Origin of the sequence: Mesorhizobium sp. M0587 (assembly GCF_040320945.1) — a bacterium.
GTDB lineage: Bacteria > Pseudomonadota > Alphaproteobacteria > Rhizobiales > Rhizobiaceae > Mesorhizobium.
The window spans coordinates 20,471-46,355 of record NZ_JAMYQP010000034.1 but is presented as its reverse complement, the minus strand read 5'-3'; the positions used below and the strand labels follow the sequence as shown (position 1 = coordinate 46,355).

The 25,885-nt window shown below is 62.0% G+C and carries 27 protein-coding genes; 9 read left to right on the top strand and 18 right to left on the bottom strand.

Annotation, left to right across the window (positions count from 1 at the left end):
- Positions 1-157: 157 nt before the first annotated feature.
- The 5 genes from yddG to NKI49_RS25360 form a co-directional block, all read right to left on the bottom strand.
- Positions 158-1,069 carry an aromatic amino acid exporter YddG gene (gene yddG / locus NKI49_RS25380; protein WP_352605213.1) on the bottom strand — a complete coding sequence of 304 codons (912 nt, stop codon included), beginning with the start codon at positions 1,067-1,069 and terminating at the stop codon, positions 158-160.
- Between the two features lie 97 nt (positions 1,070-1,166).
- A complete protein-coding gene (gene ychF / locus NKI49_RS25375) occupies positions 1,167-2,270 on the bottom strand; it encodes a redox-regulated ATPase YchF (protein WP_352605215.1) in 1,104 nt (367 codons plus the stop codon).
- Between the two features lie 86 nt (positions 2,271-2,356).
- Positions 2,357-3,085 carry an aminoacyl-tRNA hydrolase gene (gene pth, locus NKI49_RS25370; RefSeq protein WP_352605217.1) on the bottom strand — a complete coding sequence of 243 codons (729 nt, stop codon included), beginning with the start codon at positions 3,083-3,085 and terminating at the stop codon, positions 2,357-2,359.
- 23 nt (positions 3,086-3,108) lie between these two features.
- Positions 3,109-3,753, bottom strand: a complete 645-nt coding sequence (locus tag NKI49_RS25365) for a 50S ribosomal protein L25/general stress protein Ctc (protein WP_352605219.1) — start codon at positions 3,751-3,753, stop codon at positions 3,109-3,111.
- Positions 3,754-4,216: 463 nt separating this feature from the next.
- Positions 4,217-5,251 carry a class I SAM-dependent methyltransferase gene (locus NKI49_RS25360; protein ID WP_352605221.1) on the bottom strand — a complete coding sequence of 345 codons (1,035 nt, stop codon included), beginning with the start codon at positions 5,249-5,251 and terminating at the stop codon, positions 4,217-4,219.
- A gap of 288 nt (positions 5,252-5,539) precedes the next feature.
- Between NKI49_RS25360 and NKI49_RS25355 the strand changes: the two genes are divergently transcribed.
- Positions 5,540-7,546: a putative bifunctional diguanylate cyclase/phosphodiesterase gene (locus tag NKI49_RS25355; RefSeq protein WP_352605223.1), complete on the top strand. Its 2,007-nt coding sequence runs from the start codon at positions 5,540-5,542 to the stop codon at positions 7,544-7,546.
- 80 nt (positions 7,547-7,626) lie between these two features.
- Here the strand turns inward: NKI49_RS25355 and NKI49_RS25350 are convergent, their stop codons facing one another.
- Entirely contained in the window at positions 7,627-8,058 is a 432-nt protein-coding gene (locus NKI49_RS25350; protein ID WP_352605225.1) for a MarR family winged helix-turn-helix transcriptional regulator, read from the bottom strand.
- 150 nt (positions 8,059-8,208) lie between these two features.
- Here NKI49_RS25350 and NKI49_RS25345 point away from each other — a divergent pair, with 150 nt between their 5' ends.
- Positions 8,209-9,066 (top strand): alpha/beta fold hydrolase, encoded by an 858-nt coding sequence (locus NKI49_RS25345; RefSeq protein WP_352605227.1) that lies wholly within the window; start codon positions 8,209-8,211, stop codon positions 9,064-9,066.
- Between the two features lie 75 nt (positions 9,067-9,141).
- Here the strand turns inward: NKI49_RS25345 and NKI49_RS25340 are convergent, their stop codons facing one another.
- Positions 9,142-10,380 carry an MFS transporter gene (locus NKI49_RS25340; protein WP_352605229.1) on the bottom strand — a complete coding sequence of 413 codons (1,239 nt, stop codon included), beginning with the start codon at positions 10,378-10,380 and terminating at the stop codon, positions 9,142-9,144.
- A gap of 153 nt (positions 10,381-10,533) precedes the next feature.
- On the opposite strand from NKI49_RS25340, the gene NKI49_RS25335 reads away from it, so the two are divergent.
- Entirely contained in the window at positions 10,534-11,424 is an 891-nt protein-coding gene (locus tag NKI49_RS25335; protein WP_352605231.1) for an AraC family transcriptional regulator, read from the top strand.
- Here NKI49_RS25335 and NKI49_RS25330 read toward each other — a convergent pair.
- The 7 genes from NKI49_RS25330 to NKI49_RS25300 form a co-directional block, all read right to left on the bottom strand.
- The gene (locus NKI49_RS25330) at positions 11,421-12,356 is read right to left on the bottom strand and encodes a ribose-phosphate pyrophosphokinase (protein ID WP_352605233.1); all 936 of its coding nucleotides are present in this window, start codon (positions 12,354-12,356) and stop codon (positions 11,421-11,423) included. The two genes, NKI49_RS25335 and NKI49_RS25330, sit on opposite strands and share 4 nt — an antisense overlap.
- 125 nt (positions 12,357-12,481) lie before the next feature.
- Positions 12,482-13,111 carry a hypothetical protein gene (locus NKI49_RS25325; RefSeq protein WP_352605235.1) on the bottom strand — a complete coding sequence of 210 codons (630 nt, stop codon included), beginning with the start codon at positions 13,109-13,111 and terminating at the stop codon, positions 12,482-12,484.
- A gap of 38 nt (positions 13,112-13,149) precedes the next feature.
- Complete coding sequence (locus NKI49_RS25320) at positions 13,150-14,301, bottom strand: M24 family metallopeptidase (RefSeq protein WP_352605237.1); 1,152 nt, start codon at positions 14,299-14,301, stop codon at positions 13,150-13,152.
- Entirely contained in the window at positions 14,301-15,095 is a 795-nt protein-coding gene (gene pgeF / locus NKI49_RS25315; RefSeq protein WP_352605239.1) for a peptidoglycan editing factor PgeF, read from the bottom strand. Before pgeF ends, NKI49_RS25320 begins: the two co-directional genes overlap by 1 nt.
- 117 nt (positions 15,096-15,212) lie before the next feature.
- Entirely contained in the window at positions 15,213-16,316 is a 1,104-nt protein-coding gene (locus tag NKI49_RS25310) for a class I SAM-dependent methyltransferase (protein ID WP_352605241.1), read from the bottom strand.
- Complete coding sequence (gene lgt, locus NKI49_RS25305) at positions 16,313-17,173, bottom strand: prolipoprotein diacylglyceryl transferase (protein ID WP_352605243.1); 861 nt, start codon at positions 17,171-17,173, stop codon at positions 16,313-16,315. Before lgt ends, NKI49_RS25310 begins: the two co-directional genes overlap by 4 nt.
- Before the next feature lie 148 nt (positions 17,174-17,321).
- Positions 17,322-17,558, bottom strand: coding sequence for a BrnA antitoxin family protein (locus tag NKI49_RS25300; protein ID WP_352605245.1), 237 nt, complete (start codon positions 17,556-17,558; stop codon positions 17,322-17,324).
- Between the two features lie 226 nt (positions 17,559-17,784).
- On the opposite strand from NKI49_RS25300, the gene NKI49_RS25295 reads away from it, so the two are divergent.
- From NKI49_RS25295 to NKI49_RS25285, 3 genes are all read left to right on the top strand, one after another.
- A complete protein-coding gene (locus NKI49_RS25295) occupies positions 17,785-18,087 on the top strand; it encodes an accessory factor UbiK family protein (RefSeq protein ID WP_352605247.1) in 303 nt (100 codons plus the stop codon).
- 323 nt (positions 18,088-18,410) lie between these two features.
- Positions 18,411-18,911, top strand: coding sequence for a type III secretion system chaperone family protein (locus tag NKI49_RS25290; RefSeq protein WP_027024488.1), 501 nt, complete (start codon positions 18,411-18,413; stop codon positions 18,909-18,911).
- 16 nt (positions 18,912-18,927) lie between these two features.
- Complete coding sequence (locus NKI49_RS25285) at positions 18,928-19,287, top strand: tRNA-binding protein (protein ID WP_352605250.1); 360 nt, start codon at positions 18,928-18,930, stop codon at positions 19,285-19,287.
- Positions 19,288-19,383: 96 nt separating this feature from the next.
- On the opposite strand, the gene NKI49_RS25280 is transcribed toward NKI49_RS25285, so the two are convergent.
- From NKI49_RS25280 to NKI49_RS25265, 4 genes are all read right to left on the bottom strand, one after another.
- On the bottom strand, positions 19,384-20,406 hold the full coding sequence (locus tag NKI49_RS25280; RefSeq protein WP_352605252.1) for a glycosyltransferase family 4 protein: 1,023 nt from the start codon (positions 20,404-20,406) through the stop codon (positions 19,384-19,386).
- A gap of 272 nt (positions 20,407-20,678) precedes the next feature.
- Positions 20,679-22,094 (bottom strand): ATP-binding protein, encoded by a 1,416-nt coding sequence (locus NKI49_RS25275; RefSeq protein WP_352605254.1) that lies wholly within the window; start codon positions 22,092-22,094, stop codon positions 20,679-20,681.
- 45 nt (positions 22,095-22,139) lie between these two features.
- Positions 22,140-22,859 (bottom strand): response regulator, encoded by a 720-nt coding sequence (locus NKI49_RS25270; protein ID WP_352605256.1) that lies wholly within the window; start codon positions 22,857-22,859, stop codon positions 22,140-22,142.
- Entirely contained in the window at positions 22,846-23,379 is a 534-nt protein-coding gene (locus NKI49_RS25265; RefSeq protein ID WP_352605258.1) for a MarR family winged helix-turn-helix transcriptional regulator, read from the bottom strand. The genes NKI49_RS25270 and NKI49_RS25265 overlap by 14 nt, the downstream gene beginning before the upstream one ends.
- A 262-nt stretch (positions 23,380-23,641) precedes the next feature.
- Between NKI49_RS25265 and NKI49_RS25260 the strand changes: the two genes are divergently transcribed.
- The 3 genes from NKI49_RS25260 to NKI49_RS25250 all read left to right on the top strand — a co-directional run bounded on the left by NKI49_RS25260 (position 23,642) and on the right by NKI49_RS25250 (position 25,873).
- Positions 23,642-24,535 carry a branched-chain amino acid aminotransferase gene (locus NKI49_RS25260; protein ID WP_352605260.1) on the top strand — a complete coding sequence of 298 codons (894 nt, stop codon included), beginning with the start codon at positions 23,642-23,644 and terminating at the stop codon, positions 24,533-24,535.
- A gap of 146 nt (positions 24,536-24,681) precedes the next feature.
- Positions 24,682-24,996: a hypothetical protein gene (locus tag NKI49_RS25255; protein WP_352605262.1), complete on the top strand. Its 315-nt coding sequence runs from the start codon at positions 24,682-24,684 to the stop codon at positions 24,994-24,996.
- A gap of 238 nt (positions 24,997-25,234) precedes the next feature.
- Positions 25,235-25,873 carry an MBL fold metallo-hydrolase gene (locus NKI49_RS25250; RefSeq protein ID WP_352605264.1) on the top strand — a complete coding sequence of 213 codons (639 nt, stop codon included), beginning with the start codon at positions 25,235-25,237 and terminating at the stop codon, positions 25,871-25,873.
- Positions 25,874-25,885: the final 12 nt, after the last annotated feature.

Sequence of the window (25,885 nt, the reverse complement as noted above, 5' to 3'; positions counted from 1 at the left end):
CCAGAAGAAACTATGTCATGGCGACGTATCTATTGCGCAAATAGAGATTTATTGATCTCACTACCGAGATGACGATCGCCATAGCGGCGTGCTTTACAATATCGAGGCTGCCGTCTTGCAATCTCGTGCCCACTACGGATGCAGGCGCCTGCCTTGCCTACAGGACGGCGCGCGCTGTTTCCTTCGCAGCGGGTTCTCTTCGCGGCTTGAACACCATGTCCTTGGCTGCGGTCAGCGCGCCGACGGTGATCAGCACGCAAGCGAGCGCGACGGACCAGTGGAAGGCGCCAAATCCGGCCAACAGCAGCACGATCACCGAGAACAGCGGCGCGGCATAGGAGAGCGCGCCCAGGATCATGATGTCTCCGTGCTTGCAGCCGTAATCCCATGCGTAGAAACCTGCACCGAGAGGTATCGCACCCAGAATGACGATGGCGTTCCACTGCGTCAGTGTCTGCGGCCAGACCGTGGTCTCGAGCGCGAGATGGAGGGTGAAGGCAACCGCCGCGGTGATCAGGCAGTACACCGCCACCACGTCGGTCGGCACCTGGCCGAAACGGCGCGACAGGACGGAATAGCCGGACCACACGAATGCGCAGAACAGGGCAATGACGTGGCCCGGCTTCACGCCGTCGGCAAGCCCCACGCTGCCGCCCTTGGTGATCACGACGATGGCACCCGCCAGGCCGAGGATCACACCCGCTATGTGGTAAGGCCTCAGCCGCTCTCCCGGCAGGAAGGCGGCAAAGACGACGATCAGCAATGGCCAGAGATAAGCGATCAGGCTCACCTCGACGGGCGGGGCGGACTGGATGGCAAAAAAGTAGGCGCAGTGATAGATGCACAGCCCTGCCGTGCCGATCGCCCAGACCTGCCATGGCTGGCGCAACGACTTCAGCGCGGACGGGCGGACAACCCAACTGGCCGCTCCGACGGAGCCCCCGAGCAGAAATGTCATTGCCGCCAGCTGAAAGGGCGGGATTGGCCCCGCGGCGGTCGAAAGCAGCGCGAGGAACGACCAGGTCAGAATGGCTGAGAAGCCGACCAGGGTCGGGATTGTTCTTTTCATGCGCGCCCTTTCGTTTTCACCGGGCTAGCAGAAAAGCCGGGCCGGTGCAGTCGCGTACGGCCTCACCCGGCCGGCAATGCAACGCCGTCTCGCCTGTTCAAGTGTTGAACTTGAAGAGCATGATGTCGCCGTCCTGGACGACATATTCCTTGCCTTCGTCGCGCGCCTTGCCGGCTTCCTTGGCCGCCACCTCGCCGCCAAGCGTGACGAAATCATTGTAGGCGATGGTCTGGGCGCGGATGAAGCCGCGTTCGAAATCGGTGTGGATGACGCCGGCGGCTTGCGGGGCCTTGTCGCCCTTGTGGATGGTCCAGGCGCGCGTCTCCTTCGGCCCGACGGTGAAATAGGTGATGAGATGCAAAAGCTCGTAGCCGGCGCGGATCACCTTGTTCAGACCGGGCTCGTCGAGGCCGAGCGAGGACAGGAATTCCATCTCTTCCTCGTCGGAGAGCTGGGCGACTTCGGCCTCGATCGCCGCCGAGATGACGACGGTGCCGGCACCTTGCGCCGCAGCCATCTTTTCCACGGCCCTGGTGTGCTCGTTGCCGGCGGCGGCGTCGGCCTCGGCGACGTTGCAGACATAGAGCACGGGATGCGAGGTCAGAAGGTTGAGCCCTTGCAGGATGCGCAGGTCTTCCGCCGAGATGCCGTTGAGCAGGATGCGGGTCGGCTTGCCCGCCTGTAGAAGCTCGAGTGCTGCCTCCATCATCGGCAGCACGGCCATGGCTTCCTTGTCCTTGCCGGACGCGCGCTTGCGGAATTGCGCGATGCGACGTTCGAGACTCTCGAGATCGGCGAGCATCAGCTCGGTCTCGACGGTCTCGGCGTCGGCGACGGGATCGATGCGGCCCTCGACATGGGTGATGTCGTCATCCTCGAAGCAGCGCAGGACATGGACGATGGCGTCAACCTCGCGGATATTGGCGAGGAACTGGTTGCCCAGCCCTTCGCCCTTGGAGGCGCCGCGCACCAGGCCGGCGATGTCGACAAAGGAGATGCGGGTCGGGATGATCTCCTTCGACTTGCCGATCGCGGCGATCTTTTGCAGGCGCGGATCGGGCACAGCCACCTCGCCGGTGTTCGGTTCGATGGTGCAGAACGGGTAATTGGCGGCCTGTGCCGCCGCCGTCCTGGTCAACGCATTGAAGAGCGTGGACTTGCCGACATTGGGCAAGCCAACGATGCCGCATTTGAAACCCATTTTGTCCGGTCCTATCGGGAAATCGAAATTTGATGAGGGCTATGGGCGATAGGGGCGATCAACGTCAAGCCCTTCGTCCTCCGGGTTCAATCCTTGCCGCCGAACAGTTTTTTCAGCATGGCGGCCATCGGCCCGGATTCCGGCAGTTTGGCGGGTGCCTGTTGCGGCCGTGCCTGGCGGACGTGGCTCTGCTGTTTTGGGGCCGGCTGTTTCTGCGCCGGCTTTTCCGGCTCGGCCGCTGCCTTGCCCTGAACGGCGAGCGCGGCCTTGTTCATGAAGCCGGATTCGTCGCCCTTGACGATCATGGCTGCGTTGTCGGCGATCGCGTCCAGCAATGGATCGAGCCATTCGCGGTCGGCCTTGGCGAAATCGCCGAGCACGTGATGCTGGACCATTTCCTTGACGCCAGGGTGGCCAACGCCGATGCGCACGCGGCGATAGGCGTTACCGACATGGCCGTCGATCGAGCGGATGCCGTTATGGCCGCCGGCGCCGCCGCCGGTCTTGATGCGCAGCTTGCCCTCGGCAAGGTCGATCTCGTCGTAGAAAACGGTGAGCGCGGAAAGGTCGAGCTTGTAGAAGCGCAGCGCTTCGCCGACCGACTGGCCGGACAGGTTCATGAAGGTCTGCGGCTTGATCAGGATGATCTTCTCGCCGGCGAGCGTACCCTCGGCGATCAGGCCCTGGAATTTCTTCGACCAGGGCGAAAAAGAATGGCGGCGGGCGATCGCGTCCGCCGCCATGAAGCCGACATTGTGCCGGTTGTTCACGTATTTCGCGCCCGGATTGCCGAGGCCTGCAAAGACAAGCGGCATCGTCAGCTCCGGGCGTGAAAAAGTTACTTCTCTTCGGCGGGGACGGCGGGAGCCGCCTCAGGTGCAGCCTCGGCCGTCTCTTCCGTCTCCGGCTTCATCGCCGACGAACCGGCGACGGTCGCGATGGTGAAGTCGCGGTCGGAAATGACAGGCTTGACGCCGGCCGGCAGCTTGACCGACGAGATATGGATCGAGTCGCCAATGTCGGCGCCGGTGAGATCGACGGTAATGAATTCCGGGATCGCGTTGGCCGGGCAGTGGAACTCGACTTCGTGACGCACGATGTTGAGCACACCGCCGCGCTTGATGCCGGGCGACTTGTCTTCGTTGATGAAGTGGACAGGCACGTCGACATTCACTTCGGTGTCCTTGCCGATGCGCAGGAAGTCGACATGGACAGGGAAATCCTTGACCGGGTCGAGCTGAAAGTCCTTCGGCAGGACCTGGATCTTATTGCCGTCGACATCGATCGTGGCGATCGTGGTCAGGAACCCGCCGCCATGGATCTTGTAGTAGATATCCTTGTAGGTGAGCGCGATCGCCAGGGGAGGCTGCTTGTCACCGTAGATTACTGCAGGCACTTTACCGTTGCGGCGAACTGCACGGGCGGACCCCTTACCGACCTGTTCGCGTGCTTCGGCCTTGAGCTCGTAAGTGTCGTGGCTCATGGCATTTCCTTTCGGTTTGTTCTGGAGCGCTCACGGTTGGCTAATTGCCTGACCGTAAACGTCGAAAGCCGCCAGACCTGGATGTCCGAAAGCCGGCAGCCGCGTAAAGCGGACCTTTGTTCGGGATCACAAGGGAAGGCAGCCTTCCGCCGCGTTGCCTCCAAGGGTGTCTACGCGGGTGGCGGCTCTATAGCGGAAGGCGGCGGGAGGTGCAAGCCTGAGGCGACAGCCTGAGGCAATCGGCAGTGTTATACTTTAGAGACCACGGTTCGATCGAACCGTGGTCTTAGAGCGGTTCACCGTTTCACGGAACCGCCGAACCGCTCAATCCCTTTTTTTTACGCAATTCCCTAGGGAAAGCGCTACGCGCTTTTCCCGGGAAAACCGTTTCACACTTTTCCTGGAATTGCTCCAGGCGAAAAGCGTGTGAAGTCTTCGCGTCCGCCGGTGCGCGGTCCTACTGCTAGCCGCGCTTTTCGATGACGCCATACAGCACGTTGCGGTTTTCGCCAAAGAACACCCGCGCCTCGACGGTATTGCGGTCGACGCTGGCGTTGATGATGTTCCACATATCGGCCTCGGTTCGCAGCAACAGAACCCAGTCCATGAACGTCTCCCGGTACCCGGCGTCAGGATTGCCCTCGGCGTAGTTGGCGAAGAGGAATGTCCCGTTCGGTTTCAACATCTGCAGACAGGTCTTGGTGAGTTTCACCGCGACGTTGTGCGCGAGGTAGTCGTAAAGGCCGGAGGCATAGATCAAGTCGAACTTGCCCAGCTTGTGGCCTCTTGTGAGCACGGTTCGCACCGAGCCGTCTATGGCCTCGACAGCGGTGCCCTGGAAATCGCGCGCGATCAACCCAATGCTCTGGGGATCCTGATCGAGCGCAACCCAACGCTTGAGGCGGCCCTCCGCCAAGGCGGACGAACGATTGGCCTCGCGCAAATGGCCGGCCGCGATCGCCAGGACCTCGGCTTGCGGTCCGTTCTTGTCAGCGATCTCATCGACATAGCGGGTCAGGAGATCGCGTCGTTCCCGTGCCGCGACGCATGAGGGGACGTCCTTGGTATGGGTATAGAGTGCCTTGCCAATCTCGGAGGCGTTTGCCACGCTTTCGGCCACGTGCGGATCACAATAAATGTAGTCGAGCAACTGCGCGTCGCCGGAATAGCCCCTAGGCTTGCTGAAGGACCACCGCGTGAGCGGATCCTCGAGAAAATATTCCAGGACCGGGTGGTTCTGCATCACCGGTATCAATGCTTGCCAAACGTCGGGATGAACTTTGGAGCGCGTCGCATTGAGGTGCGACATCAGGCGACGAATGATCTCGGCGGGGTCTTTTCCTTGTTCGATTTGCTCACGTGTCGCGTGGAGGATGAGCGCAAGTTCAGCGCGAGCCGTCTCGAACTCCTCGCCATGATGCTCGGGCTTTCCTCGACGGAAATTGTCGGCGATCATCTCGGCAGTAATCAGGCTCTGGCCATCAAAAACGGTTTGCACCCGGGGACTCCATAGTTAACAGGCAGTTAACTTATTGCGTAGAATGCTTCTCTTGCCAATGACGGGTCGGACGCTTTTTAGCGTTATGATTAATTTCTCGCGAACCATATTAGTGATTAGTCATATACCGAGTCGAATTTCAGGTTCGAGTTAACGAAAACTTGTTTCGCGCCATTGCATTGTTGCGCGTTGAAATCGCTATCGCGTCCGAGGGAGCCGGCCTGCGTGGGGGCAGAAGCTAAAAATGAGGTCGGAATACAGGAATCCCTGGAAGCAGGGTTTGTTGTGATGAACGAACTCGCGCCATCCGTGTTGGCGGATGCGGTTCATGCGGAGCCATACGAACTGCGCTACGAGCCGGGATCGGACGAACTCCGTAATCTTTACCGGCGGGAAGCCCAGGCAAAGCGGAGAATGGAAGCCAGGCCAGGGCTTTGGATCGCCGTTGCCATCTATCTGCTGTTTTCGGCAACTGACATGCTGCTGATACCAGACGTGGCGGTCTATACGATCATGGCGCGCTTCGCGGTTGGGCTGTCCGCGCTCATGATCCTGGAAGCGCAACTTCGTCACGGAGTCGGGACAGATTGGCTTGATGTGACCTGTGCGGGGGCCATCATCTTTGGCTATGTTGGCTGGTTGTGCCCGGCGGTGATGGGGGCGGACAAGGAAAGCGTCAATTACTACATGGTCTTCGGCACCATTTTCATGATGAGTGCCAACCTGTTCTTTACATTCAGGTTCAAAGTCTCGATTGTAACTTCGAGTATAATTCTGATCATATTGTATATCGTAAACTATTTTGTACCTTCTACGCTGACATACAAAATGGTATTTGGAACCTTCTATATTTCTTGCTTCACGTTCACGTCATACGTGAACTGGAAGCTGAATGAGGAGCGCTACAACGTCTTCCTGAATGCCCTGGAAGCTAAAATTCAGCACAACGAAGCGACCGAACGCGGCAAGGCACTGCTGAGGCTGTCGCGGACCGATCCGCTTACGGGTCTGGAGAATCGGCGGGCGATCGACGAGAAGCTGCGGGATTACTGGGGTGAGTGGCAACGCGTTGGCACCAGCTTCGTGGCGATGCTCATCGACGTCGACTTCTTCAAAAAGTTCAATGACTGCTACGGCCACCAGGAAGGCGACCGCTGCCTCATCCACGTCGCCAATGCCTTGAGGGATCTGATCAAGGAATACAACGGCACGATCGGCCGCTACGGCGGTGAAGAATTCATCGTCCTGGCCCGCATGGAGAAAAAGGACCAGGTCATGGAGATCGCGGAAGCCATTTGCCGCGCCGTGGAGAGCCTGGCACTTACCCACGAACTGCGGCGGGACGGTACCTCTGTCGTGACCGTGAGCGTTGGCGCGGCATTCACCAGGATGCAGACCGGTGCCAAGCTGGAGAAGATCATCCACGAGGCCGATCGTGCGCTCTATCTGGCAAAAGCCGGTGGCCGAAATTGCGCGCGGCTGTTCGATCCAACCGATCCCCAGAGCAGCGACGAGAGCGAGAACATCGCGGCTTTGCTCAAGATCGCGATCGGCCAGGATCTCGTCTCACTGGTCTATCAGCCTATCCAGGAGGTCGCGTCGGGGCGGGTTGAAGCCGTGGAAGCCCTTATGCGCCTCAAGATGCTGGACGGCACATCGGTCCCGCCGAGCCTGTTCATTCCCGTCGCCGAACGAACCGGCGCCATCCTGGAACTCGGGCGCTGGGCAATAAGGACAGTCTGCGCCGAACTTCTGGCGGACGATCACGTCCGCGTCGTCAGCGTGAACGTATCGCCGATCCAGCTGAAGACGCCGGGTTTCGCGACATCCGTCGCGACCATTTTGGGCGAGACCGGCGTTGCCGGCAGCAGGCTGGCCTTCGAAATCACCGAAGGACTGGAGATGGAGATGCATTCGGACATCCTTCGCTGCATCAGCGACCTGAAGCTGCTTGGGATCAGGATATGGCTGGATGATTTCGGAACGGGCTTCGCGGGCCTGTCATGGCTTCGTCTGATCGATTTCGACACGGTGAAAATCGACCGTTCGTTCCTTCACGACTGCGGCACCCCGAGGGGCGTGGCAATGCTCCAGGACATTATTTCGCTGGTCCGAAATCGTGGCCACAAAATCCTGGTCGAAGGAGTGGAAACCGACGAGCAGATGGCCCTTATGCGTGAATTCGGCATAGACAAGGTTCAGGGCTTTCGTGTCGGCCGTCCCGCTCCCGCCGGAAGTTTCCAGACAAAGCGGGTTATCCATAAACGCCCGTTTACGGTTCTCAAATCCGCATGACGGCGGCGCCCACCTAGGCCTTTTGGCTTGTCTGCGACGCCCGTTTCAGCCGCTGCATGACCGCCATGCGACTGTTTCGGCTATGATTGGCCGCCGCTCAACGCATTGCGCAACGCCTGGATCTGCCGGTTCAGCGCATCGAGCTGTGCCAGGGTCATTCCCGACCGCTCGACCAAGGTCTCGTTCAGGCAGTTGCACTGAACGAGGAGCGCACGACCGGCTGCGGTCAGATCGACCTGCACCTGGCGCTCGTCGGTCTGGCTGCGCTGGCGGGTCACCAGCCCAGCCTGTTCCATCCGCTTCACCAGCGGCGTTACCGTGCTCGATTCCAAAGCGAGCCGGTGCGCGATCGTGCCGACCGACATGCCGTCAGCCTCCGCAAGCGCGTTGAGCACCAGATATTGCGGGTAGGTTATCCCCATCTGGTCCAGCATGGGCTTGTAGGTGCGGTTGATCGCCATGCTCGTAGCGTAGAGCGTGAAGCAGAGCTGATTGTCCAACGGGAGAGGCACGGCGCATTCCTTGTTGCCGAATGGGCATGCAATTTGATATCACGAAAAATGGTATCGCGATACATATTTCCGTGGACAGCGGTTTCGAGTCGGGCTACCCTTATTGTTATCGCGATATCGTTTATCGCGACAACAATAGAGGAGAGTGAGATGACCTCGCAGACCAAGCCCAGTTCCGGCAGCGGTACGATCACCACCACTGACGGAACGCAGATCTATTACAAGGATTGGGGGACCGGTCAGCCGGTCGTCTTCCATCATGGCTGGCCGTTGAGCAGCGACGATTGGGACGCCCAGATGCTGTTCTTCCTGGAGAAGGGCTACCGGGTCGTCGCCCATGACCGGCGCGGCCATGGCCGCTCGACCCAGACCGATACCGGCAACGAGATGGACACCTATGCGGCCGACGTAGCGGCGCTTGTCGCGCATCTCGATCTCAAGAACGCCATCCATGTCGGCCATTCCACCGGCGGCGGCGAGGTGGCGCGCTATGTCGCCCAGTACGGTTCCGGCGGCCGTGTCGCCAAGGCTGTGCTGATCGGCGCGGTGCCGCCGATCATGCTCAAGACCGCGGCCAATCCCGGCGGTCTGCCGCTCGAGGTTTTCGACGGTTTCCGCTCCGCCCAGGCGGCCAACCGCGCCCAGTTTTTCCGCGACGTTCCGGCCGGCCCGTTCTATGGCTTCAACCGCCCGGGCGCGGAGGTGTCGCAAGGGATCATCGACAATTGGTGGCGCCAGGGCATGATGGGCGGCACCAAGGCGCATTACGACTGCATCAAGGCCTTCTCGGAAACCGACTTCACCGAGGACCTGAAGAAGATCGACGTGCCGGTGCTGGTCATGCACGGTGACGACGACCAGATCGTGCCCATAGCCGACTCGGCGCTGCTGGCTATCAAGCTGCTCAAGAAGGGCGAGCTCAAGGTCTACAAGGGCTACTCGCATGGCATGGCCACCACCCATGCCGAAATCATCAATGCCGACCTGCTGGCCTTCTTCAAGGCTTAGGAAATCTTCGAACGAAACAGAAAAAGCACCCGTCGCCAGGTGCTTTTTCTTTGCGCGGATTCAGGTTCACCCGATCTACGCGATCGCCTCCGCCTTTCTGGCTTCCTTCATGTTCGGCAGGAACACGGTCAGCAGGCCGAGCAGCGGCAAATACGAACAGATCTGGAAGACGAAATCGATACCTTTCAGATCGGCGACGACGCCGAGCACGGCAGCCGCAATACCGCCCATGCCGAAGGCGAAGCCGAAGAAGATGCCGGCGATCATGCCGACGCGGCCCGGCACTAGTTCCTGCGCGAAGACGACGATGTTGGAGAAGGCTGACGACAGAATCAGTCCGATCAGCACTGTCAGCACCATGGTCCATTCGAAGTTGGCGTAGGGCAGGGCCAGCGTGAAGGGCAGTACGCCGACGATCGAAAACCAGATCATTGCCTTCTGTCCGTAGCGGTCGCCGAACGGGCCGCCGAGCAATATGCCCAGCGCCGAAGCGCCGAGGAACAGGAACAGCATGACCTGCGACATCTGCACCGAAACGCCGAATTTATGCATGGAATAGAAGGTGTAGTAGCTGGCGAGGCTCGAGATATAGGCGTTCTTGGTGAGTACCAGCAGCGTCAGCACCAGCAGTGCACCCATCACCTTGCGGCGCGGAAAGGGTGAGACGAAGCTGGCCGTCTTGCGATTGGCCTGCGTTGCGCGCAACCGGCTGTACCAGCCACCGACCTGCCACAGGATGACGATGCCGATCAGCGAGCCGACGGCGAACCAGGAAATGCTGGTCTGGCCGAAGGGCACGACGATGAAGGCGGCCAGCAACGGCCCCATGGATTGGCCGAAATTGCCGCCAACCTGGAACAGCGATTGCGCCAGGCCGAACCGGCCGCCGGACGCGAAGCGGGCGATGCGCGAGGATTCCGGATGGAAGATCGCCGAGCCGATGCCGATCAGCGAGGCGCCGATCAGAAGCAGCGAATAATGCCCGGCATAGGCCAGCACGATCAGGCCGATCAGCGAGGATGCCATGCCGTAGGGCAAGGAATAAGGCATGGGCCGCTTGTCCGTGATCATGCCGATCAGCGGCTGCAACAGAGAGGCGGTCACCTGGAAAGTGAAGGTCAACAGGCCGATCTGCCAGAAGTCGAGGCCGTAGTTCTCTTTCAGCAAGGGATAGATGGCCGACAGCAGCGACTGCATGATGTCATTGATGCAATGGCAGAAGCTTACCGCCAGGATGACGGTGAAGGCCGTCGCCTGGGCTGAAGCGTGGCTGGCTGCTGGTGGCGCGACGCTGGTGGCTGTCGTATCGGTCAAGGCAGGCTCCGTAGTCTTTTTGGCGGTTACAACCGCAGGCAAGCTGGCGGACGCTCCGCGGCCGCCTTAAGGGGACGGGTTGCCTTATAGGCTGCTTGCGGGACGACTTCTTTCGTGGTTTGGTCCAATAGTTTCGCAAGTGGGCCATAGCCAATGCCGCACGGCAGGGAAATCTTTCACGCTGGCAACGCCGATCTCGAGCAGTTGCACGAGCGTCGCTGGCAATGGCTGGAGCAAGTGGCCGGGCCGGCGGTGGCGTTGCCGACCGAATATCCCGACGGATACCATGTCCCGCTACACCGCCACAGCCGCAGCCAGTTGCTGCATGCGCTGGTCGGTGTCGTGCTGGTGACGACGCGGCATGGGCGCTGGATGGTGCCGCCCGACCACGCGATGTGGATTCCTGCGGGTACCGAGCATTCCGTCGAGATGCTGGGCGATGTCTCGATGCGCTCGGTCTACGTCATGCCGGGAGCGATCCCCGGGCTTCCGAAAGGATTGCGCGTCGTCGGCATCACCGACCTGATGCACAGCCTGATCGTGGAATCGGAAAAACTGCCGCAAGGCGGCGTGCTGGAAGGGCGAGGCGGGCTGATCATGAATCTCCTGCTGCACGAAATCCCGACACTGCCGGAGCGGCCGCTCGGCCTGCCGTTCCCATCCGATCCCAGGCTGGCGGCGCTGTGCCGGCGTTTCGTGGCGGCTCCTTCGCCGCACGCGACGATCGACGAATGGGCGGATGCCGCGGGCATGAGCCGACGCTCCTTCACGCGCGCCTTCCATCGCCAGACCGGACTGTCGCTGTCGACATGGCGCCAGCAAGCGTGCCTGTTCGCGGCGCTGCCGAGGCTCGCCGATGGTGAGCCGATCACGCGGGTGGCGCTCGATCTCGGCTATGACAGCGTGCCGGCCTTCATCACCATGTTCAAGCGTATGCTGGGCGCGTCGCCGCGCGGCTATATGCGCGGCGCGCGCGACAGCGGCGAAGGTGTTCGGCGGTCGGCGCCCGATGCCGGAACCAGATTGCTGCCGTCGAGTGGTTAGTCGAACAGGCTCGACACCGATTCCTCGGTCGCCGTGCGCGAGATCGCTTCGCCCATCAGGTCGGCGATCGAGATGACGCGGATGTTGGGCGCGTCGAGCACGCCTTGCGTCGGCTGGATGGAATCGGTGATCACCAATTCCTGCAGCTTCGAGCTGCTGATGCGGGCAACTGCCCCGCCCGACAAGACGCCGTGCGTGATGTAGGCGGTGACGCTGGTGGCGCCGTTGGCCAGCAGCGCATCGCCGGCGTTGCACAGCGTGCCGCCCGAATCGACGATGTCGTCGATCAGCAGGCAATCCTTGCCGACGACCGCGCCGATGATGTTCATGACTTCCGATTCGCCGGGACGCTCACGCCGCTTGTCGACGATGGCAAGTTGCGCGTCGAAGCGCTTGGCCAGCGCGCGGGCCCGCACCACGCCGCCGATGTCGGGCGATACGACGACGACATTGCCGAGTTGCTTGTACTTCGCCTTCACGTCGCGGGCCATGACCGGCACGGAAAACAGATTGTCGGTCGGGATATCGAAGAAGCCCTGGATCTGGCCGGCATGCAGGTCGAGCGTCAGAACGCGGTCGACACCGGCGCGGGTGATCATGTTGGCGACCAGCTTGGCCGAGATCGGCGTGCGGCCGGAGGCACGGCGGTCCTGCCTGGCATAGCCGAAATAGGGAATCACCGCCGTGATGCGCTTGGCCGACGAGCGCATGAAGGCGTCGATCATGATGAGCAGTTCCATCAAATGATCGTTGGTCGGAAACGAGGTCGACTGCAGGATGAAGACATCCTCGCCGCGCACGTTTTCCTGGATTTCGACGAAAATCTCTTGGTCGGCAAAGCGCCTGACGCTGGCCTTGCCCAACGGGACGTTGAGATAGCGGGCGACCGCTTCGGCCAGCACCCTGTTGGAATTGCCCGCGAAGAGTTTCATGCACCGTTCCTGGTGGAGGCTTTCACCGGGCTTTTAGCGGTCCGCGCCGGTATTGCAAGCGCCGAGATCGGGAATCCGCCGGCTAATCCTAGGAAAACTTCGCGCCATCGCCAGGCGGCCACACTCTAGCCCGCCTTGCCGCCGAGCCACGCCGCGAACTGGTCGATGGTCTGGTCGGCGATCGCTTGCATGGTGGCCGGCGCCACCGCCTTCCAGCTATCGCCGCCTCCGCTGTCGGCGGAATTGACCGAGGGCGCCTTCTGCCGGCCGTTGATGCGGTGCAGACGGTTGCCAGCAGGGTCGTAGACGTCCCAGACATAGATGATGGTGGTATTCTTGCCTTCCGACATCGCCGAGAAATAGCCCTTGAGCACATGGGTCGGGGTCTGGTCGGCACTGCCGGCTAGCGTGATGCCACGTTGTCTGGCGCGCGTCTGCAATTCCGCCGTCAGCGGTGTGGCGGCTTCCACCGAAGCGCCGACGATCGGCGCGATCTGCAGGCGCGTCCTGGCGAGGATGGCGGCACTCTGGGCGGGCGGGGCCGGGCTTGCCGATGCCGCGGCGGCAGATGCGGCTGGTGATGGCGCCGGCGCGGGAACAACGGCTGCCGTGCCGCCCTGGGCTGCCGGGGCGGGCTGCGACGAGACCGCCGGCGGAGTGATGGCGGAAGGCTCGAGCACGTCCTTTGCATTGGTGCAGGCGGTCAGGGCCGATGCCACAAGCAATGACACGGTCGTCACATGCGATCGTCTCATTTGCTTTCTAACTCCTTGGCGAAGAACGCATTGTGGATTCACTGCACGATCAAGTCGAGATCATGGCGGGAGAGCGGCTTCGGCTGCGATTCGGTGGTCAGGTAGGTCCTGCCAAGCGTCATCGCCGTCTCGGTCTCGGAATCCATGATGATCATGTGGGCGAACAGCGTCATGCTGGGCGCGATCGGCTCGGGATTTCCTTGGTAGAACATCGGCATGTCCATCCAGGACGGGGTGAAGCGCGCGCCGACCGAGTAGCCGCAGGCGTTCAGCCGGTGCTTGGTCAGGCCATGTGCTTCCATGGTGCGGGAGTGGGCGTCGAAGACGTCGCCGAAAGAGTTGCCCGGCGTCATAGCCTTCTCGACGGCCAGAAGTGCCGCGCGCGCCGCGTCGAACAGCTCCTGATGGCGCTTCGAAACCTTGCCGGTCAGCACCGTGCGCATCATCGGCGCATGGTAGTGGTTGAAGACGCCGGCCCATTCGAGCGTCAGCTGGTCGTTCTTGGTGAGCTTGCGGCGGCCGGCCTTGTAGCGGCAGAGCAGCGCGTCGACGCCGGAACCGATGATGAACTCGTTGGCCGGATAATCGCCGCCGCCGGCGAAGATCGCGCCCTGCATGGCGGCCAGGACCAGAGCCTCGTCGCCGCCCTGCTTGATCAGCGGCAGCGCCGCGTCCAGTGCGTCGTCGGAGAGATTGGCGGCTTTCTCGGCCTTGGCGACCTCGGCCGGGCTCTTGAACAGCCGCAGCCGGCCGACAATACCGGAAGCATCGGCGATCTGGCCGAAGGTCTGCAACTGCTCGTCCAGCCGGCGGCCATTGTAGGCGGTCAGGCCGTGGGTGTCGTATTCGACGCCGATGCGGGCGCCGAGCAGGTTGAGATCGTTGAGCAGATTGCGCAAGTCGATCGCCGGATTGGCGCCATCCCGGTCGGTCCACAGGACGATGTTGTCGATGATGGAGGTGTGGCGCGCCTGGCGCAGGTCGGCCGAGCGGGTCAGAAGCACCATCGAACCGTCGGCCTTCACCACCAGGCACTGGAAGAAGCAGAACCCGAACGTGTCATAGCCAGTCAGCCAATACATGCTCTCCTGCGCGAACAGCAGGATGGCGTCGAGCTTCTTTTCGGCCATCTCGATCATCAGCCGGTCGCGCCGCGCGTCAAACTCCGATCGTTCAAAATGCAGCGCCATTATTGCTTCTCCAAAACGATTGCCGAAACCTGCCGGCCGTAATCGGGTTCCTTGCGGTGCGTGGTGCGCCGGTAGGAGTAGAACAGATCTTCCTCGGCATAGGTGCAGCGGCCGAGGCTCTCGGCCGTCACGCTGGCCTTGGCCAGCCGGTCGACCGTGTAGCGGTTGAGATCGAACATCGCATGGCCGGGATTTGCCGAAGGTGCGAAGTAGCGGATGTTTTCAGCATCTGCTTCGACGAAGCGGCCGACGAATTCCGGCCCGACTTCGTAGTTTTCCGGGCCGATGGAAGGACCAAGCACGGCAACGATGCGCTCGCGCCGGGCGCCGAGCGTTTCCATGGCCGTAAGGGTGTTTTCGAGCACGCCCGTGAAAGCGCCTTTCCAGCCGGCATGCGCGGCACCGATGATGCGCGCCTCGGCATCCGCAAACAGCACCGGGCCGCAATCGGCGGTCGAGGCGCCGATGGCGATGCCGGGCCGGTCGGTGACGATGGCGTCGGCCTTGGGCCGCTCGCCGGCAAAGGGTTCCCTCACGACGATGACGTCGGGCGAATGGATCTGCCAGGCAGTCAGGAGATGGTTCGCCGGAACACCCATCCAGGCAGCGACGCGGGCGCGGTTCTGGGCTACCAGCGCCTGGTCGTCATTCGATCCGGTGCCGATGTTGAGGCCCTGGTAGATACCGGTCGAGACGCCGCCTGCGCGGGTGAAATAGCCGTGGCGGATGCCTTGTGCCTGCGCCTTGTCCAGCAGCGGCGACCGAACGGGATCCGGTTTGGTCTGAATCAACATGCGGGCGTTGTTGTCCGTGTGGGCGCTTTCGTCAAGGTGAAGTTCCCGACTAGGCCCGGGGTGAGGTTCGGCCGCTCATTGGCGGGACAGGAGATTGGAAGGCGCAGCAGTGAAAAGTCAATCCGCCGTGGCAAAGCGTGTCTGGGCAAAGAGTGGGGCGGCCACGCCGCGCGGCAGCACGGCAAGCACCTTGAACAGCTCGCCCATGGCTTGCGGACCGGCCAGGCGTTCGACATCGCCGGCGATCTTATCGCGCGCGGCCTGGCCGACATCGGCGCCGAGCCGGCCGGCGCGCTCAAGAATGCCCATGCCGAGCAGGAAATTACCCTGGGTCGACAGATGGGCATCGAGGCCATAGGCGCGCACAGTTGCGGCAAGGACGGAAAAATCGACATGGGCGGTGAGGTCGGCTTCGCCCGGATTGGCCAGCACATCTTCGTGATCGTGCCTGCGCAAAGCCTGCAAAGTGTCGCCGACACCTGGCTGCAGGTGGCCATAATCGAGGAACAAACCGGCGCCGCCGTCGCTGGATATGCGCTCGGCAATGGCCGCCATCAGGGCCGAGCGGGCGGGAGCGATTTCAACGATCGCTCCTTGCGGCGCGCCGGCGGCGTCGGCGGGCAGCAGCGCCGGGTCGACCGTGCCGACGCCGGCGAAGAAGCCAAGGTCGCCCGCGTCGTCGAGACCGACCATGCGCTCGCGCCAGCCGGCGCCGGCGCGGACGAACTGGTGGATGGGAAGGGCGTCGAACAATTCGTTGCCGACGATGAGAAGCGGCTTTCGCGGCAGCGTGTCGATGGTCTCATGCCAACGAACCGCGAACGGTGTCGCGCCAAGCGTCTGTTTCTGGACCGCTGTCAGGCGCGGGCTGGTCTCGATCATGGCGAACCCAGCACCATTGGCCAGTTCCGGATCAAGCCGCGACAAGGTGCGCAGCATGTCCTTCATCAGCGTGCCGCGGCCGGGGCCGATCTCGGCGATGCTGACCGGCATCGGCCGGCCACCTGCCACCCAGGCCTGGTGGAGCCAGACGGCGACGAGCTCACCGAACATCTGGCTGATCTCGGGCGCGGTAACGAAGTCGCCATCGGCCCCGAAAGGTTCGCGCGTCGTGTAGTAGCCGTCCTTGGGATCGAACAGGCACAGCGCCATGTATTCGTTGACCGGAATCGGCCCCAAGGCCCCGATCAGGTCGACGATACGTGTCTTCAGCCGTGTCATGTCGCCTGCGGCTGCGATTGCGTCACCGGCTTGGCGGTGGCCATGGCCCAGATGCCGGCCAGCACCATTGGCGACGACAGGATCATGCCCATGGTCAACCAGTTGGTGGCAAGGAGATAGCCGAGCTGTTGGTCGGGTTCGCGGAAGAACTCGACGAAGATGCGCGACAGTCCATAGCCGCAGATGAAGGCGCCGCCGACAAAGCGCGGCGTCTTCAGCTTGAGGCGCCAATGGGTGAGGATGCGCAGCACGATGAACAGAACGAGCCCTTCGAGCAGGGCCTCGTAGAGCTGGCTCGGATGGCGGGTGAACGGGCCGCCATTGGGAAATTCGATCGCCCAGGGCACATCCGTCGGCCGGCCCCAGAGTTCGGAATTGATGAAGTTGGCGACGCGCACCAGGCCGAGGCCGACCGGCACGCCGGCGGCCACCACATCGAACAGCGACCACGTGCGGATGCCGCGCTTGATCGAAAACAGCGTCATGGCGAGGATGACGCCCAGCAGCCCGCCATGGAACGACATGCCGCCTTGCCAGACCGCGAAGATGTCGAGCGGCTGGGCGATATAACGCGCCAGGTCGTAGAACAGCACATAACCGGTGCGGCCGCCCAGCACGACGCCGATGGCCGCCCAGACGATGAAATCGTCGAGGTCCTCCGGCTTCATCGGCACGATGCCGTCGGGCCACAGCCTCGCATTGCCGGCAAGCCGCTTGGCATACCACCAGGCAAACAGGATGCCGACGATGTAGCCGACGCCGTACCAGTGCACCGCCAGCGGCCCGATCTGGACGAGGATCGGGTTGATGTTGGGAAAAGGCAGCGAGGACAGGGGCAGCAGGAAATATTCGTTCAACGGGAAGCTCTCGGTTGCGATCGCGTTCGGCCGCGGACCATGCGGCAGGGTTTTGGCAGGGTCAAGGCAAGGTGGACGCCGTCAATTTTCGGGGAACAAGAGCGCTTAAGGCCCATTGCGCCGTGCAGTATCCCTGCGGTGGCCGTGCTCAACCTCGCTTGGCGGTCACCAATTGTCGTAACGCATCGTTGATCCTGTCCTGCCAGCCGGGACCGTCTTCCTGAAAATAATCCAGCACGGCGCGATCTATCCTGATGGAAACGAGCTCTCTGACGTTCGGCGCGGTTGAGGGTTCGCGAGGTGGAGCTGCCGGCTTCTTGACCGGCTTGAAGGCGGCTTCGGCGGCTGCCATCGGATTTGTCGGTCGGCGCGGGGGCGTTGCCATTGATTGACCCTGATTGAAGCGTGCTTGACGCGAATGAGACGAAGACATCACAATAGGCGACTTGGCGCTATCAAGTACAGCTCAGGACCGTCTAAGAGCTTTCCATAGGCGCGGTACTCCTCATGCGGTCATGCGCCATAGCAACGCAGAGGCCGCGCCAAGCCTCAACGTTCTTGCATTCCGCACGCGGCGCCACTAGGTCAATTGCAGCAAGCGAGGATTTGCCATGTCGACCGGACCGAACCGCATTCTCGATGAATTCGCCAAGCTGATGACCGATGCCGCGGGTGCCGCCCAGGGCGTGCGTCGTGAGGTGGAGACCGCCTTCAAGGGGCAGGCGGAGCGTATTCTCAATTCGATGGACGTGGTGCAGCGCGAGGAATTCGAGGCCGCGCGGGAGATGGCCGCCAAGGCCAGGGAAGAAAACACCCGGCTTGCCGCACGCATCGAAGCGCTCGAGGCCAGGCTTGCCGAACTGGCCGGCGACGCCGCACCAGCGGCGGCGGCAAAGCCGCGCGCGAAAAAATAATCGTTAAACTTTTCCACATGGCCCGATCCCGAAAAGCGCTTTGCCGTGAATCGCTTAACGGCGTTGCATGAATCTTTGTGACAGCGGCTTTCCACATGCGAATGACGCGGTGCGAAAAATTGGGCTGTTCACGCGACTCCCGATCAATAGACTGAATTTGTTGCATGATTCGGAGCAGGGTCATGTGGCCGGGCGGTGGGGTCCGGTCTGGGGTCTTTGCGTTTAGAAGTCCTGGCCGTCCGAGTTCAAGACAAGATTGTTCGTTGTGTGTGCCCTCCCGCGGAGCGTGTGGCGGCGCTCCTCAGAACGACAGGAAGCATTCCATGGAACTTCTCGAACTCGAATTCTCCCGCGAAATTCATCCGGTGGATGTCATAGAGCAGGTGGCCAACAACAATGACTGGTCCTTCGAGCGGGCCGGCGACGACGAGATCTCGATCTCGGTTGCCGGCAGCTGGACGGACTATCACGTTTCCTTCTCCTGGATGGAGGATTTCGAGGCGCTGCATCTGGCCTGCGCCTTCGACATCAAAGTGCCGGAGACCCGCGCGCTGGAGGTGATGCGGCTCTTGTCGCTCATCAACGAGCAGATGCTGTTCGGCCATTTCGACCTCTGGGAGCAGGAGGGCGCGATCATGTTCCGCCAGTCGCTGCTGTTGGCCGGCGGGGTCGAGCCTTCGAGCCAGCAGGTCGAGGTGTTGCTGTCGTCGGCGCTGGAAGCCTGCGAATGCTATTTCCAGGCGTTCCAGTTCGTCGTCTGGTCGGGAACCTCGGCCAAGGATGCGTTGGCCGGTGTGCTGTTCGAGACCTACGGCAACGCCTGAACCACGGTAGACGAAAATGAGTTCGAGCAGCGGGCGCAAGCCCGAGATCAGTTTTGCCGATTTCGATCGTGTCGACATCCGTGCCGGTACGGTCGTCGAGGCCGAGCCGTTTCCGGAAGCGCGCAAGCCGGCATTCAAACTGAAGATCGATTTCGGCGCTGATATCGGCATCAAGAAGTCGTCGGCGCAGATCACCAAATACTATACGCCGGAGACATTGGTCGGCCGTCAGGTGTTCGCGGTGGTCAATTTCCCGCCGCGCCAGATCGGGCCGTTCATGTCGGAAGTGCTGACCCTCGGCTTTCCCGACGAGGAAGGCGCGGTGGTTCTCGGCGCCATCGAGCGCAAGGTGCCGGATGGCGGCAGGTTATTTTAGCTTTCGTCACCGTTGGGTCTGCGCCGTGTCGCTGCGCTCCCGCTCCACCCGTGGATGACGAAGTAAGGAGCGGCTCCGCGAGCCTGCGACGCTCGGTCAGGCGGCTAGCTTCCGCGTCGTGCCCAGCGCTTCCTGGACTGTATCGAGGAACATTTCCGCGCAGGCTTTCCAGCTGTAGCGCATGGCGCGTTCGCGGGCCTCGGCGCGGTCGACATTGAGAGCTGCGAGTGATGCTTCGCGCAGGTCGTTCGAGACCGCGCCGCCAAAGCCGTCGCCGACGATGTCGATCGGCCCGGTCACCGGATAGGCGGCGACCGGCGTGCCGCTGGCCAGCGCCTCGATGATGACGTTGCCGAACGTGTCGGTGCGGCTGGGGAAGACAAAGACGTCAGCCGAGGCGTAGATCTCCGCCAGTTCGTCATTGGGACGGTGGCCAAGGAAATGCGCCTGCTTGTATTTGGCCTTGAGCCTGGCCAGTTCCGGACCTTCGCCGACGACCACCTTGCTGCCAGGCAAATCGAGGTCGAGGAAGGCGGCGAGGTTCTTTTCGATGGCGACGCGGCCGACGCAGAGGAACACCGGGCCGGGAAAGCCGAGGTCCTTCCTCTTGTCGGGCCGGAAATGGTCGGTGTCGACGCCGCGCGTCCACGGCCTGAGCTTGTTGAAGCCGCGCGCCGAAAGATCGTCGGCTAGCGACTGGGTGGCGACCAGCGTGCCCTGGCCGGAATTGTGGAAATCGCGCAGCCAGCGATAGGTCCAGCTTTCCGGCACCGGCAGTCGGGCGCTGAGATATTCGGGAAAGCGCGTGTGATAGCTGGTGGTGAACGGACGGCCGGCATTGCGGCAATAGCGCCGCGCCATGATGCCGAGCGGACCCTCGGTGACGATGTGAATGTGGTCGGCCTTGTAGGCATCGATCAGGCGCGCGACATGGCCGGGCGTGGTCAGCGCCAGCCGGATGTCGGGATAGGTGGGCAAGGGCAAGGTGCGAAAGATGTTCGGCGTCAGGAAATCGACCGTGACGTCGAAGGATTTCAGCGTTTCGGTGAGCCGCTCCAGCGTGTGGACGACGCCGTTGACCTGCGGGCGCCAGGCGTCGGTTACCATCAATATGCGCATGGCGGCCCTTTGCTGGAAAGGTCGACTGTTATCTTGAAAAGATGCCGGAACGGCGACCAGCCTGCCGCCCTCGCTTCGCTCCAGCGCACCCGGGCGGGCACGGGATCGAAGTGTGGCGGCAAGGCCGAATCAACTGATGTCGCGCGCTTCATGCGCGCTCTTCACCATGATTTCATGACGGGCGGATGAAGCAGTCGTTGGTTGAGCATGATCTCTGGACAACGGTTTCCGTTTGTCCGAAACCGGTTCTACTTTTCGGGATCATGCTCCGGTCAGGCCGGAACCTTGATCACCGCCCGCAATCCGCCGAGCGGGCTGTCCTCCAGCGTGATGTCGCCGCCATGGCTGCGGGCGATGTCGCGGGCGATCGACAGGCCAAGCCCGGTGCCGCTGGCGTCGAGATTGCGGGCCTCGTCGAGCCGCAAGAAGGGCTTGAAGACGTCTTCGCGCTTGTCGGCCGGAATGCCCAGACCGTCGTCGTCGATGGTGACCAGCAGCGAGCCGCGGCCATGGTTGGCGTTGACCTCCACTGTCTTGGCATAGCGGAATGCGTTGCCGATGACGTTGGACAGCAGCCGTGCGAAGGCGTTGGGCCGCACGTGCACGATTGGGTCGCCCGAGAGCGCCGTCGTCAGCTTGCATTTGCGCAACCGCGCCTCTTCGCCCAGCTTCTGGAAATAGGTTTCCAGATCGAAACGTCCGGTGTCCTCGGAAGCCTCGCCGCGGGCAAAGGCGAGATAGCCTTCGAGCATCGACTGCATGTCGTCGATGTCCTGGTTCAGTGCCGCCTTCGTCTCGGCCTTGCCGCCGGCCAGCGCCAGCTGCAGCTTGAAGCGGGTGAGAATGGTTCTAAGGTCATGGCTGACGCCGGTGAGCATGGCTGTGCGCTGTTCGATCTGGCGCTCGATGCGCTCGCGCATCTGGATAAAGGCAAAGCCGGCGCGGCGGACCTCTTCGGCGCCGCGCGGCCGAAAATCGCGTGGCATCGGCCGGCCCTTGCCGAAGCTTTCGGCGGCTTCCGCGAGGGTCAGGATCGGCCGGATCTGGTTGCGCAGGAAGGGGATGGCGATCATCAGCAGCACCAGCGACGTACCGACCATCCAGATGAGGAAGATGTGAGTGTTCGAGGCATAGGCCTGGCTGCGGCGCACGAAGACGCGCAGCACCCTGTTCTCAAGCTGGACGCGCACCTCGATGATGTTGGAATTGCCGACCGTGTCGATCCAGAACGGGCGGTTGATCTGACGGGTGATCTCGGACGAGAGAACGTCGTCGAGGATCGAGAAGAACGGTTTGGGGCCGGGCGGCGGCAGCGGGTCGGGCGGCAAGAGGTCGACCTTCAGCTGCATGCGGTCCTGGGCGACGCGGATGATGTTGGCGTAGTCGGCATCGTGCGGATAGGTCTCGATCATGTCGATGATGGCGGCGATGTCGCGCACGGTGGCCTGCGACAGGCGTTGCGTCACCGTTGCCCAGTGGCGCTCCATGAAGACGAAGGCGACGACCGATTGCAGCAGGATCATCGGCGCGATGACGATGATCAGCGAGCGCGCGTAGAGGCGCTTGGGCATATAAAGCGAAACGAGGCGCCAGAACCGGTTCCAGACGCGCGGCACCGCCTTGAGCAGACGTGTCGCACGCGCGCTCAAGCCATCAGGTCCCGGCTGTTCCAATTCCGTGGTCGCCATTGGCTCATTTCACTCGCCGCGGCCGTCCGGGCCGCGGTCGGCACTCTATTCCACGCTGAGCCGATACCCAATACCGCGCACCGTCTGCAGCCAGACAGGGTTGGAGGGATCGCGCTCGATCTTGCGGCGCAGCCGGTTGATCTGGACGTCGATGGTACGCTCGCCGACCTCCGAATCGTCGCCGACGAGTTCGTGGCGCGGGATCGTCTCGCCGGCGCGTGCCGCGAAGATCGCCAGGATCTCCTGCTCGCGGTCCGTCAGCTTCAGCGCCTCGCCGCCGCGCTTCAGTTCGCGCCTGGCGATCTGGAAGGTGTAGGGGCCAAAGACCAGCTGCTCCACCTTGGGCGTCGTCGCCGGGCCGCCGCGGCGCAGGATGTTGTTGACGCGCAGGATCAGCTCGCGCGGGTCGAACGGCTTGGGCAGATAGTCGTCGGCACCGGCCTCGAGCCCGTTGATGCGGCTGTCGGTTTCCGACAGGGCGGTCAGCATCAGGATCGGCACGTTCTTTTCGGCCCGCAGCGCCTTGGTAAGGTCGACGCCGGTCTCGCCGGGCATCATGACGTCGAGCACAAGCAGGTCGAAGTCGAGGCCGGCGAGCTTGCGGCGGGCTTCGTCGGAATTGCCGGCGACGGTAACGCGAAAGCCGTTTTCGGTCAGATACTGCTTGAGAAGGTTGCGGATACGGGTGTCGTCATCGACCACAAGCAGATGCGGCGCGTCGTCATCGGGTGCGGCCGCATGATCGGGCCTTTCAATGCTCTCCATGGTTTTTCCCTGACATTTTTGCGGACCCAATGTCGATCTGAGTTCTCAGTTCCGGATTGACCATCGCTTCGAGGAAGCGTTCCACCGAGGCCCGTTCGGCGGATCCGGAATCTTCCAATGCAGCACGGATGCGGCGCGACTGTGGCCGCGCCAGCGCCAGCGCCAGCGCGCGACCCTTGGCCGTTGGATAGAGTTCGCGTTGGCGGCGGTCGCGCGGACCTTGCAACTGCACGACATGGTCGGTGTCGATCAACTGCTTGAGCACGCGCGCCAGGCTCTGTTTGGTGATCTTGAGCACGTCCAGCAGTTCGGCGACCGTCAGGCCCGGCCTGCGGTTGACGAAATGCAGCACCCGGTGATGGGCGCGGCCGAAGCCGTAATCGGCCAGGATCTGATCCGGATCGGAGGTGAAATCGCGATAGGCGAAGAAAAACAGCTCAATGAGGGCGAAATCGATGCCGTCCTCGACTGACATCGCGGTCCTGATTGGTTTCCCGGCTGCTTGGCTTCGATCCGTCATCGGTTCTCCATGGGGAAGAGAGATTATGTCAGTACTATTGACGTAATTTCCCCGCAATGGTAATTTTTGACAAGCTTTTGGGCGGATTGCGAACGAAAAGGCAAGCCAAGCCGGTTTTTTCCGGAACTTCCTGAGTTTGCCAGGGCGCGATTATCCGCTTACGCTTCGAGACACCGGCCGGCGTCTCCAACCACATGGCGCGGTCAAAAAAGAACACGTAACGATACAATGATATGCGGGCCGCGGCTCGCGGGAGGTTACCATGGCATCCGTTCCCTTCGACCAATTGGACGGCTTCATCTGGATGAATGGCGAGTTCGTCCAATGGGGCGACGCCAAGATCCACGTGCTGACCCACGGCCTGCATTATGCCAGCGCCGTCTTCGAGGGTGAGCGCGCCTATGGCGGCGAGATCTTCAAGCTCAACGAGCATACAGAGCGCCTGCATGAATCGGCGCGGCTGCTCGGCTTCAAGATTCCCTACTCGGTATCAGAACTCAACGATGCGTCCGCCACGCTTCTGAAGAAGCAAGGTTTTCAGGACGCTTATGTCAGGCCGATCGCCTGGCGCGGCAGCGAACAGATGGGCGTTTCGGCGCAGAACAACCGCATCAACTGCGCCATCGCCATCTGGCAGTGGCCGAGCTACTTCGATCCGGCGCAGAAGCTGAAAGGCATCCGCCTCGACATCGCGGAATGGCGTCGGCCCGACCCGCGCACGGCGCCGTCGAAATCGAAGGCCGCCGGCCTCTACATCATCTGCACCATGTCCAAGCACGCCGCGGAAGCCAAGGGCTATGCCGACGCCATGATGCTCGACTGGCGCGGCCAGGTCGCGGAAGCGACCGGCGCCAACATCTTCTTCGTCAAGGACGGCACGATCCACACACCCAAGCCCGACTGCTTCCTCGACGGTATCACCCGCCGCACGGTTATTGGCCTTGCCAAGGATCGCGGCCTGGAGGTGATCGAACGCGCCATCCTGCCGGAAGAACTCGAAGGCTTCGAACAGTGCTTCCTGACCGGAACGGCAGCGGAAGTAACGCCGGTTTCGGAGATCGGACCTTACCGATTCGAAGTCGGTGAAATCGCCAAGAACCTTATGAATGACTATTCTGCCGCCGTTCAGCCGAAGCACGCGATCGCCGCAGAATAACGAAAGTCACAGCTTTTCGCGCAAGCAGGGGCGGTTTTCGGGCCGCCCCTTTTATTTCAGCGTTTCTGCATTTGACTTTCCTCGATTTCGGCGTCTCCATAATGGTGTCGGCCCGGGAGGCTGGCAGCTATGGAGGGACTGGTAATATGGACATGAACACGCTTCTTCCGATCATCGTTCAGATCATTACAGGCATCATTGGTGGTCAGGCGGTCGGCGCGGCGATCAAGACGGCGGCGATGGGGCAGCTTCCTAAAATCCTGGCCGGAGCCATTGGCGGCGTCGGGGGCGCGGCGATCCTCGGCAGCCTGCTTGGCGGCGCGGTCGAGCCGGCGGCGGCAGCGGCTGCCACGAGCGGCCTGGGCAGCGCGCTCAACCTGCAAAACATCGTCGGCGGAGCCGGCGGCGGCGCGATCCTGACCGCCATTCTCGGTGCGGTCATGGGCGCCATGAAGAAGTAAGCCATTCAATCCTTGGCCTCTTTCAAATGGGCGGCCTCGGCCGCCCATTTCTGTTTTTGGACTGATCGAATGTTCGTCTTTCGGGTGGGTGCCCGTAACCCGCCGGAGCGGTTCCATGGTCTTACGGAAACGGCGAACCGCTCTACCTCTTTGTTGGCGCAATTCCGGACGGAAAACCGTTTCACACTTTTCCTGGAATTGCTCTACATCACGGCCAAGGGTTATCGAAAGGACGATCATGGGTCAGCTCAATGCCGGCATCGTGCCGGTCACGCCGTTCCAGCAGAACTGCACCATTCTGTTCGACGTGGACGACAAGCAGGGCGTCGTCGTCGATCCCGGCGGCGACATCGACAAGGTGCTGACGGTGCTGAAGGACAATGCAATCTCGGCCGGTGCGATCTGGATCACGCATGGCCATATCGACCACGCCGGCGGCGCCATGGAGCTGAAAGAGGCGCTCGGCATCGAGATCATCGGGCCGCATGAAGCCGACAAGCTGTTGCTCGACAATCTGGAAGCCCAAGGCAGGCGTTATGGCATCGACGGCTCGCGTAATTGCGTGCCCGACCGATTCCTCACCGAGGGCGAGACGGTGTCGTTCGGCGGCCATGTGTTCGAGGTGCTGCATTGCCCCGGCCATGCGCCCGGCCATGTCGTTTATTACAATCGCGCGGCCAAGTTCGCCCATGTCGGCGACGTGCTGTTTCGCGGTTCGGTCGGCCGAACCGACCTGCCGGGCGGCGATCACGCGGCGCTCATCGTCTCGATCAAGGAAAAACTGTTGCCGCTCGGCGATGACATCGGCTTCATCTGCGGCCATGGCCCCGGCGGCCGTTTCGGCGAGGAGCGGCGGACCAATCCGTTTCTGACCTAAATTCCTGTTTGG